12 protein-coding genes are annotated in these 14,449 nt (G+C 66.7%); 4 read left to right on the top strand and 8 right to left on the bottom strand.

Going from position 1 to position 14,449, the window contains the following annotated elements; translation table 11 throughout:
* Positions 1–52: 52 nt before the first annotated feature.
* From MNQ95_RS05920 to MNQ95_RS05905, 4 genes are all read right to left on the bottom strand, one after another.
* Positions 53–1,075, bottom strand: coding sequence for an ABC transporter ATP-binding protein (locus MNQ95_RS05920; protein ID WP_241954094.1), 1,023 nt, complete (start codon positions 1,073–1,075; stop codon positions 53–55).
* Positions 1,076–1,103: 28 nt separating this feature from the next.
* Positions 1,104–1,934, bottom strand: a complete 831-nt coding sequence (locus MNQ95_RS05915) for a carbohydrate ABC transporter permease (RefSeq protein ID WP_241954093.1) — start codon at positions 1,932–1,934, stop codon at positions 1,104–1,106.
* A gap of 3 nt (positions 1,935–1,937) precedes the next feature.
* On the bottom strand, positions 1,938–2,807 hold the full coding sequence (locus tag MNQ95_RS05910) for a carbohydrate ABC transporter permease (RefSeq protein ID WP_241954092.1): 870 nt from the start codon (positions 2,805–2,807) through the stop codon (positions 1,938–1,940).
* Positions 2,808–2,977: 170 nt separating this feature from the next.
* Positions 2,978–4,411 (bottom strand): ABC transporter substrate-binding protein, encoded by a 1,434-nt coding sequence (locus MNQ95_RS05905; RefSeq protein WP_241954091.1) that lies wholly within the window; start codon positions 4,409–4,411, stop codon positions 2,978–2,980.
* Between the two features lie 586 nt (positions 4,412–4,997).
* Here MNQ95_RS05905 and MNQ95_RS05900 point away from each other — a divergent pair.
* On the top strand, positions 4,998–6,734 hold the full coding sequence (locus MNQ95_RS05900; RefSeq protein WP_241954090.1) for an alkaline phosphatase: 1,737 nt from the start codon (positions 4,998–5,000) through the stop codon (positions 6,732–6,734).
* Between the two features lie 261 nt (positions 6,735–6,995).
* Here the strand turns inward: MNQ95_RS05900 and MNQ95_RS05895 are convergent, their stop codons facing one another.
* The gene (locus tag MNQ95_RS05895) at positions 6,996–7,496 is read right to left on the bottom strand and encodes a MarR family winged helix-turn-helix transcriptional regulator (protein ID WP_241954089.1); all 501 of its coding nucleotides are present in this window, start codon (positions 7,494–7,496) and stop codon (positions 6,996–6,998) included.
* 80 nt (positions 7,497–7,576) lie between these two features.
* On the opposite strand from MNQ95_RS05895, the gene MNQ95_RS05890 reads away from it, so the two are divergent.
* Complete coding sequence (locus MNQ95_RS05890; RefSeq protein WP_241954088.1) at positions 7,577–8,890, top strand: alpha/beta hydrolase family protein; 1,314 nt, start codon at positions 7,577–7,579, stop codon at positions 8,888–8,890.
* 84 nt (positions 8,891–8,974) lie between these two features.
* Here the strand turns inward: MNQ95_RS05890 and trmL are convergent, their stop codons facing one another.
* The 3 genes from trmL to MNQ95_RS05875 form a co-directional block, all read right to left on the bottom strand.
* Positions 8,975–9,451 carry a tRNA (uridine(34)/cytosine(34)/5-carboxymethylaminomethyluridine(34)-2'-O)-methyltransferase TrmL gene (gene trmL / locus MNQ95_RS05885; protein ID WP_241954087.1) on the bottom strand — a complete coding sequence of 159 codons (477 nt, stop codon included), beginning with the start codon at positions 9,449–9,451 and terminating at the stop codon, positions 8,975–8,977.
* Between the two features lie 51 nt (positions 9,452–9,502).
* Entirely contained in the window at positions 9,503–9,901 is a 399-nt protein-coding gene (locus MNQ95_RS05880) for a hypothetical protein (RefSeq protein WP_241954086.1), read from the bottom strand.
* A 355-nt stretch (positions 9,902–10,256) separates the two neighbouring features.
* Complete coding sequence (locus MNQ95_RS05875; protein WP_241954085.1) at positions 10,257–10,991, bottom strand: SDR family oxidoreductase; 735 nt, start codon at positions 10,989–10,991, stop codon at positions 10,257–10,259.
* Between the two features lie 91 nt (positions 10,992–11,082).
* On the opposite strand from MNQ95_RS05875, the gene MNQ95_RS05870 reads away from it, so the two are divergent.
* Both MNQ95_RS05870 and MNQ95_RS05865 read left to right on the top strand, forming a co-directional pair.
* On the top strand, positions 11,083–13,947 hold the full coding sequence (locus MNQ95_RS05870) for a M16 family metallopeptidase (RefSeq protein ID WP_241954084.1): 2,865 nt from the start codon (positions 11,083–11,085) through the stop codon (positions 13,945–13,947).
* A 129-nt stretch (positions 13,948–14,076) separates the two neighbouring features.
* On the top strand, positions 14,077–14,394 hold the full coding sequence (locus MNQ95_RS05865) for a DUF4156 domain-containing protein (protein ID WP_162408083.1): 318 nt from the start codon (positions 14,077–14,079) through the stop codon (positions 14,392–14,394).
* The last annotated feature ends 55 nt before the right edge of the window (positions 14,395–14,449 follow it).

Genomic DNA, 14,449 nt, shown 5'->3' with positions numbered 1-14,449 from the left:
GGTGTCATTCCTGTCTGTATTGGAGTTTCGGATGGGAAGCGACGTAGGAACGTCAGCGGATCGCCTGCTGGTTCGCATCGAAGCGATGCAGGCGCGCCGCGTCCGGCAGCAGCGTCACCTTGTCCCCGGGGGCCGCGCGCAGTTCGCCGGTGCAGCGCGCGTTCACCGCGCCCATGCCCGGAACGTCGACATATAGGAAGGTGTCGCTGCCCAGGTGCTCGGCCTGTACCACCGTGCCGATCCATGCCTCTCCGGGGCCATCGGCCTCGACGCTGCCGTGTCGCACGCGGACATGCTCGGGCCGGATCCCCAATGTGCTTGCGTCGTGGCGCTCGGCCACCGCGCCGGTCAGCAGGTTCATGCGTGGCGAGCCGATGAAGCCGGCAACGAACACGTTGGCCGGGCGCTCATACAGTTCGAGTGGCGAGCCGACCTGTTCGATCCGGCCCGCCTGCAGTACCACGATCTGGTCGGCCATGGTCATGGCCTCGACCTGGTCATGGGTCACGTAGATGGCGGTGGTCTTCAACTGCTTCTGCAGTCGCGTGACCTCCAGGCGCATCTGGGCACGCAGGGCGGCATCCAGGTTGGACAGCGGCTCGTCGAACAGGAAGCCCTTGGGCTCGCGGACGATGGCGCGGCCGATGGCCACGCGCTGACGCTGTCCACCTGACAGTTGCCCGGGGCGTCGCTCCAGATAATCGGTGAGGTTGAGGATCTCGGCAGCCTTGGCGACGCGACGCGCGATCTCGTCCTTCGGCAGGCGCGCCATCTTCAGGCCGAAAGCGATGTTGTTGCGGACGGTCATGTGCGGGTACAGCGCATAGGACTGGAACACCATCGACAGCCCGCGGCCCGCCGGTGGCAGGCGGGTCACGTCCCGGCCATCGATCAGGATCTTTCCATCACTGAGGTCCTCCAATCCTGCGATCAGCCTCAGTAGGGTGGTCTTGCCGCATCCTGATGGACCGACGAAGACGATGAACTTCCCGTCCTCGATCTCGAGGTCCGCTCCGTGGATAACGGTCGTGTCGTCGAAGACCTTGCGAACGCCTTGCAGTGTGATACGTCCCATTGAGCACCTGTTGAAACGGTTTATCTGACTATTTGACGGCGCCGAAAGTCAGCCCGCGTACGAGCTGCTTCTGGCAGAACCATCCCAGTACGAGGATTGGCGCGATCGCCATCGTCGATGCGGCGGACAACTTGGCCCAGAACAGCCCCTCGGGGCTGGAGTAGGAAGCGATGAATGCGGTCAGTGGGGCCGCCTGGGACGAAGACAGGTTCAAGGACCAGAACGTCTCGTTCCACGCCAGGATGACGTTGAGCAGCAGCGAGGAGGCGATGCCAGGCAGCGCCATCGGCGCGAGGATGTAGAGGATTTCCTTGCCGACCGTGGCCCCGTCCATGCGTGCGGCCTCCAGGATGTCCCGGGGAATATCCTTGAAGTAGTTGAACAGCATCCACACCACGATCGGAAGATTGCTCAGGCACAGCACGATCACCAGGCCAAGCTGGGTGTCGAGCAGACCCACATCGCGATAGATGAGATAGATGGGCACGAGCACGCCCACCGGCGGGAGCATCTTCGTCGACAGCATCCACAGGAGGATGCCGCGCGTGCGCCGGGTGGGCGAGAATGCCATCGACCATGCGGCCGGGATGGCGATGGCCATGGCGAGCAGGGTCGAGCCCAGCGCCACCACCACCGAGTTCCAGGCGTGCGCCAGGTAGTTGCTACGCTCCTGGACCGCGACGTAGTTCTCCAACGTCCAGTCGAAGAACAGGAACGAGGGCGGGGAGGAGAACGCATCGATCTCGGTCTTGAAGCTGGTAAGCAGCATCCACAAGATCGGGAAGAAGATGACCAGGCCTACCAGCCAGGCGGTCACGGTGGTCAGGGCGAGCTGCGGGGCGGACGTACGGCGTGCCATGGTTCAGGTCTCCAGGTTCCTGCCGATGATGCGGACCAGGAAGAGGGCGGCGATATTGGCCAGCACCACCGCGATGAGGCCGCCAGCGGAAGCTGCGCCTACGTCGTACTGGAGGAGCGCCTGCGAGTAGATCAGGTACGCCAGCGTGGTTGTCTGCGTGCCGGGGCCGCCGCCGGTGGTGACGTAGATCTCCACGAATACCGTCAGCAGGAAAATCGTCTGGATCAGGATGACGATGGTCAGCGGGCGCGCCAGGTGCGGCAGCGTCAGGTGCAGGCAGCGATCGAACGCGCCGGCGCCGTCCATCAGCGCCGCTTCCTGCTGTTCGCCGTCCATCGATTGCAAGGCGGTGAGAAGGATCAGGATGGCGAAGGGAAGCCATTGCCAGGCCACGATCAGGATGATCGAGAGCATCGGATGCTCGGTGAACCAGTCGACCGGGGTCAGGCCGAACACCTGCCACAGCCAAGCGAGCAGGCCCGACACCGGATGCATCAACAGGTTCTTCCATACCAGGGCGCTGACCGTGGGCATGATGAAGAACGGGGCGATCAGCATCAGTCGCACGATCCGCCGGCCGACGAACACCTGGTCCAGCAGCAGCGCGATAAGCACGCCGAAGACCGTGGTGATCGCGAGCACGGAGCCGACCATCAGCAACGTGTTGCCGAGCGAAGACAGGAATGCCGGGTTCTCGAGGAAGTACCTGTAGTTGGCGAGGCCAACGAAGGTCCTTTCCGGGTTCATCAGGTTGAAGTCGAGCGTGGAGAACCAGATCGTCATCGCCAACGGGATGATCATCCACGCCAGCAGCAGGATGACCGACGGGGCGATCAGCAGTCGTCCGAGTTTTTGCGTCTGTTGCGTTGCCATCAAGCGTTTCCGTGGATGGGTACGGACCGAACGCGGCGACGGAGAGTCGACCGCCTGCCGCGGACACCCGGGCGGGGAGGGAGAGCCCGGTGTGTCCGCCCGCAGGTCCGGAAATCAAGACTGGACGGCGACCCGCGACCGAAGCGGGAAGCCGGCCCTCGGGTGGGCGCTTACTTTGGATAACCCGCGCGTTTCATCTCTCGCTCGGTGCTGGCTTGTGCATTGGCGAGCGCGTCAGCAACGCTGATCGATCCGGTCAGGGCGGCGGAGAACTGCTGGCCAACGGTGGTGCCGATGGACTGGAACTCCGGGATGGCCGCGTACTGCACGCCCACGTAGGGCACCGGCTTCACCGTCGGGTTGTGCGTGTCCGCGCTTTTGATGGCCGCCAGGGTCTGCGCCGCGAACGGGGCCGCCTCGAGGTATTCGGGCTTCTGGTAGAGCGAGGCGCGGGTGCCTGGGGGGGCGTTGGCCCACCCCTCCCTGGAGGCCACCAATTCGGTGTACTGGCGGTTGGTCGCCCAGGCGATGAACGTCTGGGCCTTGTCGGCCTTCTTGGAGCTCGCCGGGATAGCCAGGTTCCATGCCCACAGCCAGCCGGTGGTCTTGCCCTTGCCGGTATCGGGAGCGGCGGCAAAGCCCACCTTGTCGGCCACCCGGGATTCCTTCGGATCGCTTACGAACGAGGCTGCCACGGTAGCGTCCACCCACATCGCACACTTGCCCGCGTTGAACAGCGCCAGGTTCTCGTTGAATCCGTTCGACGCCGCGCCGGGCGGACCGGCATCTTTCATCACGTCCACATAGGTTTGCAGCGCGGCCTTCCATTCCGGCTGGTCGAACTGGGGCCTCCAGTTCTCGTCGAACCAGCGCGCGCCGAAGGCATTGCCCATGCCGCTGAGCAGGGCCATGTTCTCGCCCCAGCCGGCTTTGCCGCGCAGGCAGATCCCATACACGCCGCCGGGCTTGTCGGTGAGCTTGCGGGCGGCGTCGACGACGAAAGACCACGATGGCTGTTCGGGCATTGCCAAACCGGCCTGCTCGAACAGATCGGTGCGGTACATCAGCATCGAGCCTTCGCCGTAGAAGGGGGCCGCGTAAAGCTGCCCGTCGAAGCTGGCGGCCTGGCGGATCTGCGGCAGCAGGTCGTCCACGTCGTATTCCGGGCCGAACTGCAGTGGCTTGAGCCAGTGGCGAGCGGCCCAGATGGGTACTTCGTAGGTGCCGATCGTCAGCACATCGAACTGGCCGCCCTGGGTGGCGATATCGGTGGTCACGCGCTGGCGGAGGACGTTTTCCTCCAGCGTGACCCATTCCAGCCTGATGTCGGGATGCTGCGTGGTGAAGTCCGATGCCAGCTTCTGCATGCGGATCATGTCGGCATTGTTGACCGTGGCGATGACCAGCGTGTCAGCCTTGCTCGCCGTGCCGCCATCGCCGGACTTCCCGCATGCAGACACCGCCAAAGCGATGGCTGCGCAAAGAATGGCTGTGGTCGATGTATTCAATTCGTGCCTCCCCGAGTCGAACAATTGCCCTTGCGATGCGCATATGCTCACGATACGGGGCGCTTGTAAAGCGCTTTCGATCATGCGCTGCAGCATTGGCATTGTGGCACCCGCGTCCGCATCGGAGAGCCGTCAGGACGCCGCTTGCGGCCTGTATCGACTCCTGGAAGTCATCGATGAAGTGGGTAGGCGGATCCATCTGCGCGGTCGGGTATATCAAGCGCGCAGCTGGCCGAACATACCAGCCCGAATAACTGTTGCGCACGACGGTGCCGGCGCGGCCCGCGAGATCGCGGCTCGCGATAGGACGGGCGCGTCCCCGGCCCGGATGGTGTTCGCGGGGCGAGGCTGCGCCGAAGGCCGGCTGGGCGGCTCAAGCCCCGGCGGGCGGTGGTCGGTGCGCGATAACCCTCAGCGTAGTGGTACTCCCGGCGCGTCCTCGGCGATGAGCCTTGCCAGGTGCGTACTCACGCTTGCGATTGGGGGCTCCTTCCGCCCAGCGAGGAGCTTGGCTCGTTGCTGGCGGACATTGTGGAACTCTCGAGGCCGCCGGCTCCTGCTGTGTGCGGGTACATCACTGCCTGCCGAATGCTGCAGCGCATGATCGAAAGCGCTTTACAGGCACTCTACTAAGTGAGCATATGTGCACATATCGGGCAACTGTTCACTTGGAAGGATTGGTATGGGTAACTCGACCAAGGCTGTGCTTTGCGCGGCCATCACTGCCTCGGCGCTGGCCTCCTCGATCACGGGCTGCTCCACCGCGCCCCAAAGTGCTGCCGACACCAGTACGTGGGCGGTCGATGTGTCGCCGGTCGCGCATCCACGCGGTGAAACTGCCGAATGGTGGTACCGCAGCGGAGCAGCGCACGCTGCGCGCAATGGTGCGATGGGCGCACAGGCAAAGAACGTGATCGTCTTCCTGGGCGACGGCATGAGCCTGAGCACGGTGGCGGCCGCGCGAATCCTCGAGGGCCAGCGTGCTGGGGGTGCGGGCGAGGAAAACCTGCTGTCCTGGGAACGCTTCCCGCATTCGGCCTTTAGCAAGACCTATAACACCAACTCGCAGACGCCCGACTCGGCAGGCACCATGACCGCCATCGCCGCTGGCGTGAAGTCGCACATGGGCGCGATCGGCGTCTCCGCAGGGCCGCGCCACGATTGCGCCGACAGCCAAAGCCGGCACGTGGTCTCCTGGCTGCGGCTAGCCGACGCCGCCGGCCTGGCCAGCGGGGTCGTGACCACCGCGCGCATTACCCACGCCACTCCGGCGGCAACCTACGCCCATGTCCCGGACCGCAACTGGGAAACCGATGCCGCCATGCCCCAGGCGGCACGCGATGCGGGTTGCCGCGACATCGCGCAACAGCTGCTCGACTTTGCGCCTGGTCGCGGCCCGTCGGTGGTCCTGGGCGGTGGCCGGGGCTATCTCACCCCGAGCACCGTGCGCGACCCGGAGTACCCCGGCAAGGCAGGCTTGCGGCTGGACGGGCGCGACCTCACCGCCGAATGGCTGCAACGCAACCCGGGTGGCGCCTACGTCTGGAACAACGCCCAGCTGCGCCTGGCGAAAGATGCCACCCGCCTGCTCGGCCTGTTCGAGTTCGATCACATGCAGTACGAGCATGACCGGCGCCGGGACGAAGCCGGCGAGCCGGACCTGGCGGAGATGACCCGGATCGCGATCTCGCGCCTGGCGCGCGAGGGCAACGGCTTCGTCCTGCTGGTGGAGGGCGGGCGCATCGATCACGCCAACCACGAGGGCAACGCCTTCCGCGCGCTGGACGAGACTGCCGCGATGGCGCGCGCGGTCCAGGTAGCGGCGGAGATGACTTCGGAAGACGACACCCTGATCGTGGTCACCGCCGACCATTCGCACACGCTCAACATCGTCGGCTACCCGCGGCGCGGGAACCCGATCCTGGGCAAGGTTCGCGGCACCGCCGGCGAAGGCGGCGATCCGGACCAGTACGCGCTTGACGCTTTGGGCCTGCCCTATACCACCCTGGTCTACGCCGGTGGCGCGGGCAACACCGGCGCCACCAACCTGCAGCCAGCGGGTCCGAAGCGCCACCCGCACGTACCTTCAAGCTACGAGCCGGTGCAGGGCCGACCGGATCTGTCACAGGTGGATACGGAGCATCCTGACTTCATGCAGGAAGCGCTGCTGCCGATGCAGGCCGAAACCCATGGCGGCGATGACGTGGGCATCTGGGCGCGCGGTCCCGGCAGCCAGGCGTTTCGCAGCACGATGGAGCAGAACGTGATCTATCACGTCATCGTGCAGGCAACCCCCGCGCTGCGGACCCAGTTGTGCGATGCAGGCACGTGTAACGCCGCTGGCGTGCCGGTCGACCTGCCAGATCCTGCACGATTCGGCCCGGTGACATCCGTCAACGGGGCCGCGCCGCAGCAATGAACACATGGCCGGCGCGATGTAGCCGCCGCCGCGCCTGAAGATCAAGTCGCTCGCCTCCCGGCACGCTTCTGGCGGCCTTGTCGCCAAGCGGGCCCCTTTGTCGTGGACGAGCTGCATCTGGCGTCCACAGCGATCCCATGACTATCCAGGAGTGTGTTCGCTCTTCCGGGGTACGTTGAGGCTGCGCCTGCAGCAGCACGGCCGAGTCCCGGCGCGCAGCACGAGTATCCGGATACGGGCGGAAGCCAGCGGATATCGCAGCTAGGAATCGTGTTGCCCGCGCTGGCTCGCCTTCTGTTGCAGGCGTTGCCGGAAAGACAGTTCCCGGCAGTTGCGTTCCAGCTCCCACAGCATTCGAAGCGAATCGGGCCCGGCCAGGTCCAGCAGTTCGGTGGATGCCTGCTCCATGACCACCAAGGCCTTGCGGATGCGTACCAGCTCGTTCCGGCCCTTTGTCGTCAGGGTCACCACGGTTCTGCGCCGGTCGGCGGGATCGTCGCTCGACTTCACCAGCGACAGCCGCGTCAGCTCCTTGATCCAGACGATCACCAGAGGATGCGACTGTCGCAGCAGCCCTGCCAGTTCGGTCACGCCCAGCGAGCCGTGCTCGTCCAGTGCAAGAAGCGTGGATATCGTGCGCGGCGGTGCCGTGACGCCAACCGACGGATACCAGTCGGCCGCGCCTTGCACGAGTTCGTCGGCAAGTCGCCGCAGAAGGTGAGCCAGAAACGCAGGTCCTTGTTGCTGGATGAAGTCGGTCATGTCGTGATTTTCCCGGAGGGTTGACGCCTTCGAGGCAAAAGGTCAGCATTTACGTAAATGTTAACCTAATTGGAGCCGCCATGCGCGGACTGTCGTTCGCCGTGATCCTCGTGCTGGCTGCGTTCCATGCCCCGGTGCAGGCAGCAGAGCCGGATTCACCGGAGCAGCAAGCCCCTTCCTGCCACACGGGCAGCTATCGCATGGCCGATGGCAGCGCGCTCGACATCGGGCCTGGGGCAGCGGGCGGGCTCCGTTGGCGGCGTACCGATGGCAGGACCGGGGCACTCGCGAGGCAAGCCGATGGCGTGTGGATCAGCACGCTCGGCTGGACCGATCGTCGCGATGGTCATCGAATGATGGTGACGGACTGCGATCGGGGTGAGATTCGCTTCGACGACGTACCCGGCAAACGGCAGTCGCTGGTGCAGGTCAGTACGCGCTTCGAGGTAAGCGGAGCCACGTTGAGCGGACGATTGACGCTGCCGCCCGGCGAGGCACGCGTGCCTGTTGTCGTGCTTATCCACGGTGCGGAGCGTTCCTCGGCGGTGGACACGTACTCACTCCAGCGCGAACTGGCGAGCCAGGGCATCGGTGTCTTCGCCTATGACAAGCGCGGCACCGGCCACTCGGATGGCCGCTATACGCAGAACTACCTCATCCTCGCCACCGATGCGATCCATGCCATGCGCGAGGCCCGGCGCCTTGCGGGCAAGCGCGCAGGACGCATCGGATACCAGGGCGGCAGCCAGGGAGGGTGGGTGGCACCGCTGGCTGCGAGCATCGAGCCGGTTGATTTCGTGATCGTCAGCTTCGGTCTTGCCGTGTCGCCGATCGAGGAAGATCGCGAGGCGATCGCCTTCGACATGGCGCGCGCCAGCTTCGGTCCGGAAGTACAGCGCAAGGCCAGCGAAGTCGCCGACGCTACTGCAGCCATCATCGGAAGCAACTTCACAGAAGGGTTCGACCGCCTGGATGCGTTGAAGGAGAAGTACGGGAAGGAGCCATGGTTCCCGTTCGTGCGCGGCAACTTCACCTCCTACCTGCTTTCCACTCCCGAAGCGGCGGCGCGCCGGGACTTTCCGGCGCTGCTCGAGGGCGTGCCGGCGCTTTACGATCCGATGCCCGTGCTGTCCAACCTCGACGTGCCGCAGCTGTGGATCCTCGGCGGACAAGATCGCGATGCCCCGCCTTTCGAGACATTGCGGCGGCTGGACGGACTCAAGCGCGCGGGTCGTCCCATCACCACAGCCGTATTTCCGGAGGCGGACCATGGCATGTACGAGTTCGAAACTGATGCGCATGGCGAGCGCGTGTCGACCCGTCAGCCCGAGGGGTACCTGCATATGATGGTGGACTTCATCAAGCAAGGTGATGGCGACGGCGCGTCCGATTGATCCAGGATTCCCGAGTTTCGGGAGGGCATCGACTGGACTATGTTGATTGCCCCCTGACTAAGGGTTTTGCACAACCGTCGTGTACTACTGGCCGCCAGCGAAACCTGACTGGCGCCATGCCTCGAACACCACCACCGCGACCGCGTTGGAGAGGTTGAGGCTGCGATTGCCCGGCTGCATCGGAAGGCGCAGGCGTTGCGGCGGCGGAATCGCGTCGAGGACCTCGTCGGGCAGGCCGCGCGTTTCCGGGCCGAACAGGAAGGCATCGCCATCGGCGTAGTGCGGCTGGTCGTGGCGGACCTGGCCGCGGGTACTGAGGGCGAACAGGCGCTGCGGCCGGATCGCATCGAGCGCGGCGTCCAGGCTGGCGTGCACCTGCACGCGGGCGAACTCGTGGTAGTCGAGCCCGGCGCGCCGCAGCTGCTTGTCTTCCATCGCGAACCCGAGTGGTTCGACGAGGTGCAGGCGCGCGCCGGTATTGGCACACAGCCGGATCACGTTGCCGGTGTTCGGCGGGATCTCGGGCTGGTAGAGCAGGACGTCGTAAACAGGGTCTGGCATCGCGGCGATTGTATGCGGGCAGGCCCGCCTGACGCCGCGCGGATGCGGCGATCAGGGCAGCGCGACGACCAGCGTTTCGGCCAGCAGGGTGGTGGCCAGCTGCGCGGTCAGGGCCTTGGCCTGCTCGGTGGCGACGATCGCGGCGCGCTCGGCCAGCTGCTCGCCGGTCGGACGGACGTTGATGGCCGGCAGGTCGACGATCCGGGCCACGAAGGCGTGGGCGGCCAGTTCGGTGCGCAGCGCGGCGTCGGGGCGGACGGTGACGGCCGGCAGGTCGACGATGTGGTCGACGCGGGCGGTGTCGGCGGCCAGGCCGGCGTCGGGGCGGACGGTGACGGTCGGCAGGTCGACGATGTGGTCGACGCGGGTGTCGGCGGCAACGGCGGTGGTGGACAGCGCGGCCAGCGACAGGATCAGACTCATCGCGGCGGACAGGGTCTTGGTGTTCATGGCGTGCTCCGGTGTTGTGTAACGGTGGTGTGGTAGTAAGGTAATACACCTAACCAGCTAGCGCAAGGAAAAGTTCAACATTCCCCTTATTTGTTCACCATCTGTTCAGTGTTTCTTGGTGATGCGCTTCGTGCCGAAAAGCAACGCATGTCGCGTGCCAACTGCAAGCGATTGAAATTAGAGGGAATTAAGGCGCGCCCGCAGTGTCCGCAGCCGGGTGCGGACGTCCGCGCAGCGCGCAAAGAGGGCATCAGAAGAAGGCGGTGCCGAGTTGCGACGTGCCGCCGGCGGCCAATCGAGGGCCGCGGGGGATGCCTTCAGCAGATGGTGGGCGCATGGGTGCCCCGCGACAGGTCTACCAGGGCAGGGGCTGGCCTTCCCGGTCGAGGAACAGGCCCGTGTCCGCGGGTCCGAGGCGATCGACCACCTGCAGCAGCGAAGCCACCGCCTCGGTCGCCGACAAGGTCGCCTGGGCGCCGCCCATGTCCGTGCGCACCCAGCCCGGATGCAGCGCCACCACGCGGATGCCGCGCGGCGCGAGCGCCCGTGCCAGCAGGACGCTGCCCATGTTCTGCGCAGCCTTGCCGATCGCATAACTGGGGGTGCGGAACTCGTGGCGCTGCGCCAGCGATCCGATCTCCGAGGAGAGGTTGGCGACCACCGCGCCTGGCGACGCCGCCGCGTCCGCCAGCAAGGGCGCCAGCGCCTGCACCAGCAGGAACGGGCCGATGGCATTGGTGCGCAGGCTGGTCTCCAGGTCGGCTTCGGCGACCTGGCCGAAACGCTCGCCGCCATGCAGAACACCGGCGTTGTTGAGGAGCAGGCTGATGCGCGCGCCGTCCAGCACCAGCGGCAGTTCGCGCACCAGCTCGTCCCGGCTGCGTGCGGTCGTGACATCCAGCGGCAGCACGTGCAGGCGGCCGGGATGTTCGCCGGCCAGCATGTTCAGGGCGGTGGCGCGCCCGGGCTGGCGGCAGGCGGCGACCACGCGTTCACCGCGGGCCAGCAGCTGGCGGACGAACTCCAGGCCCAGGCCGCGGTTGGCGCCGGTCACCAGGCAGTGGCGATCCATCGGGGTGGGATCGGGCATCACGGGCTCCGGTCCAGCATGGCTTGTGGCCTAGTGTAAAGGCGGTGGGCGCTGGGTAGGATCGGGAGATCACATCACAAGGAGCACCACCATGACGGCAGCCCGCCGCCCTCGCACGGCCGCCCTGGTCCTGGCCATCACTGCTTCGCTCGGCGTCGCCGCACTGGCGCCTTCGCCGGCCCTGGCGGCCAGGACCGCTGCTGCCGCGGGCGAGCAGCTGGTGCCGTACGAGGAGTTCACCCTTCCCAACGGGCTGCGGGTGATCGTGCACACCGACCGCAAGGCGCCGGTCGTGGCGGTGAACCTCTGGTACCACGTCGGCAGCAAGGACGAGCCGGCGGGCCGCAGCGGCTTCGCGCACCTGTTCGAGCACCTGATGTTCAACGGTTCGGAGAACTACCGCGACGAATACTTCGGGCCGTTCGAGCTGGCCGGCGCGACCGACCAGAACGGCACCACCTGGCTGGACCGCACCAATTACTTCCAGAACGTGCCGACCACCGCCCTGGACATGGCGCTGTGGATGGAATCGGACCGCATGGGCCACCTGCTCGGCGCGATCGACCAGAAGGTGCTCGACGAGCAGCGCGGCGTGGTCCAGAACGAGAAGCGCCAGGGCGAGAACCAGCCCTACGGCCAGGCCGACGACGAGATCTACCGCGCGCTGTACCCGAAGGGCCACCCGTACCACCACAGCACGATCGGCTCGATGAACGACCTCGACGCCGCCTCGCTTGAGGACGTGAAGAACTGGTTCCGCGCCTGGTACGGCCCGAACAACACGGTGCTGGTGCTGGCCGGCGACATCGACGTGGCCACCGCGAAGGAAAAAGTGACCCGCTATTTCGGCGACATCCCGGCCGGTCCGGCGATGGCGCGGGTGCAGGCCGGCCCGGTCAAGCGCGAGACAAGCCGCGCGACGATGACCGACAAGGTGCCGCAGGCGCGCATCCACCGCGCTTGGAGCGTGGCCGGCTACGCCGACGCCGACCTGGACCGGCTGCAGCTGCTGGGCCAGGTGCTGGGCGGCAGCAAGAGCTCGCGCCTGGACCGCCGCCTGGTCCATGAAGAAAAGCTGGTCGACAAGGTCAGCGCCTACGTGCAGCCGTTCGAGCTTGCCTCCACCTTCTACATCGAGGCCGACGTGAAGCAGGGCGTGGACCCGGCCAAGGTCGAGGCGATCATCGACGAGGAGCTGCGCAAGCTGCTCGCCGAAGGCCCGACCGCCGCCGAACTCGCGCAAGCACAGACCATGATCAAGGCCGGCTTCGTGCGCGGCGTCGAGCGCATCGGCGGCTTCGGCGGCAAGGCCGACGCGCTGGCCGAGTGCGCGGTGTACGCAAAGGATCCGGGCTGCTTCCGCACCAGCCTGGACGTGATCGCCAAGGCCAGCGCCGCCGACCTGCAGAAGAGCGGCGCCCGCTGGCTGGGCGAGGGCTCGCACACCCTGGTGGTGCTGCCGGGCGAGCGTACCGTGCTGGCCGAGGAAGCATCGCCGACGCCGGCGCCGTTCGTGCTGCCCAAGCCCGACGCGAAGTTCAAGACGGTCAAGACCACGGTCGATCGCAGCAAGGGCGTGCCGATGCCCGAGAGCTTCCCCGACCTCAAGTTCCCGGCGCTCGAGCGCGCCACCCTGAGCAACGGCACCAAGGTGATCCTGGCGCGTCGCGACGCGGTCCCGGTGGTGCAGTTCAGCTATGAATTCAAGGGTGGTTTCGCCGCCGACCAGGGCCGCAAGCTGGGCACCTCCAGCTTCACCATGGGCATGCTCGACGAAGGTGCCGGCGAGCTGGATGCCCTGGCCTTCGCCAACCGCGCCGAATCGCTCGGCGCTTCGCTCGGCGCCGGCGCCTCGCTGGATGGCGGCAACGCCTACCTGTCGGCGCTGAAGGAGAACCTGGACGAGTCGGTCGGCCTGTACGCCGACATGCTGCGCCGCCCGCGCTTCGACACCAAGGAGATCGACCGCGTCCGCGCGACCTGGATCGCCGGCATCGGCCAGGAGAAGGCGCGTCCGAATGGTGCGGCGCTGCGCGTCCTGCCGCCGCTGCTGTACGGCAAGGGCCATCCCTATGCGATTCCGTTCAGTGGCAGCGGCACCGAGGCCTCGATCGCCTCGCTGACCCGCGACGACCTGGTCGCCTTCCACCGGCAGTGGGTGCGCCCGGACAACGCCACCGTCCTGGTGGTGGGCGACACCACCCTGGACGAGGTGGTGCCGCTGCTGGAGAAGCACCTCGGCGACTGGAAGGCCAGCGTTCCGGTTGCCGCAGCCGCCGCCTTGCCGGCGGTGCAGCGTCCGGCCAGGTCCACGGTCTATCTGGTCGACCAGCCCGGCGCCGTCCAGGCCACGATCCTGGCCGGCCAGGTCGTGCCTTCGACCCGCGACCCGGGCGCGATCAAGTTCGACTTCGCCAACTCGGTGCTCGGCGGCGAGTTCACCTCGCGCCTCAACATGAACCTGCGCGAGGACAAGCACTGGGCCTATGGCGCCTACAGCTCCAGCCCCGGTGCCCAGGGCCAGCGGCCGTGGATCGTCTTCGCCCCGGTGCAGATCGACAAGACCGCCGAATCGCTGAAGGAACTGGACCGCGAGATCCGCGAATACGCGGGCGGCAAGACCCCGCCGACGGCCGCCGAGGTGAACAAGATCCAGGCCACCGAGATCCGCAGCCTGCCCGGCGCCTACGAGACCGGTCGCGCGGTGATGGGCACGCTGGGCGGCATCGTCCGCTACGACCGTCCGGATGACTACGTGTTCAAGCGCAAGGCGGAAATCGAGGCGCTGACCCTGGAGCAGGTGACGCAGGCCGCGTCCACCCTGGATCCGGACAAGCTGGTCTGGGTCGTGGTCGGCGACCTCAAGCAGGTGGAGGCGCCGGTGCGCGCGCTGAACCTGGGCGAGGTGCGCGTGGTCGATGCGGACGGCAAGCCGGTCGCCGCGGCGAAGAAGTGATCGCGGGCCCGGATGCGGCGCTTGCCGCATCCGGACGCTTGCGTATCACGCGCTCGCGCGCCGTTCATCTTCCATGCCGGGCTCTCCGGCACTCTTTGGGCCGGCTTCGCCCCCAACTGGAACCCCGCCATGCTCCGTCCCCTGTCCGTCCTGCTCCTGGTCCTGCCGCTGGCGGCCTGTACCTGGGTATCGCTCAAGCCCGAGGCCAAGCAGGTCCGGGTGGTCCCGGCCGGGGCCGCACCTGCCGGGTGTACCAAGCAGGGCGAGATCGAGGTCTCGGTGAAGAACAGCGTGGCCTTCTACGAGCGCAACACCGTCAAGGTGCGCGACGAGCTGGAAACCCTGGCCCGCAACGAGGCCCTGGGCCTGCCGGCCGACACCCTGCAGCCGCTGGGCGAGCCGGCCGACGGCACCCAGCGTTTCGCCGCCTGGCGCTGCGCCCGCTGAATGCCGGCCGGGGACGGTCGATACGTAAAGGTGCGGTGAAGGCGGCCAGCCGCTA

The organism is Pseudoxanthomonas daejeonensis (assembly GCF_022637495.1).
In the GTDB taxonomy this organism is placed as follows: Bacteria; Pseudomonadota; Gammaproteobacteria; order Xanthomonadales; family Xanthomonadaceae; genus Pseudoxanthomonas; species Pseudoxanthomonas daejeonensis.
This window is presented reverse-complemented; position numbering and strand designations above follow the sequence as displayed.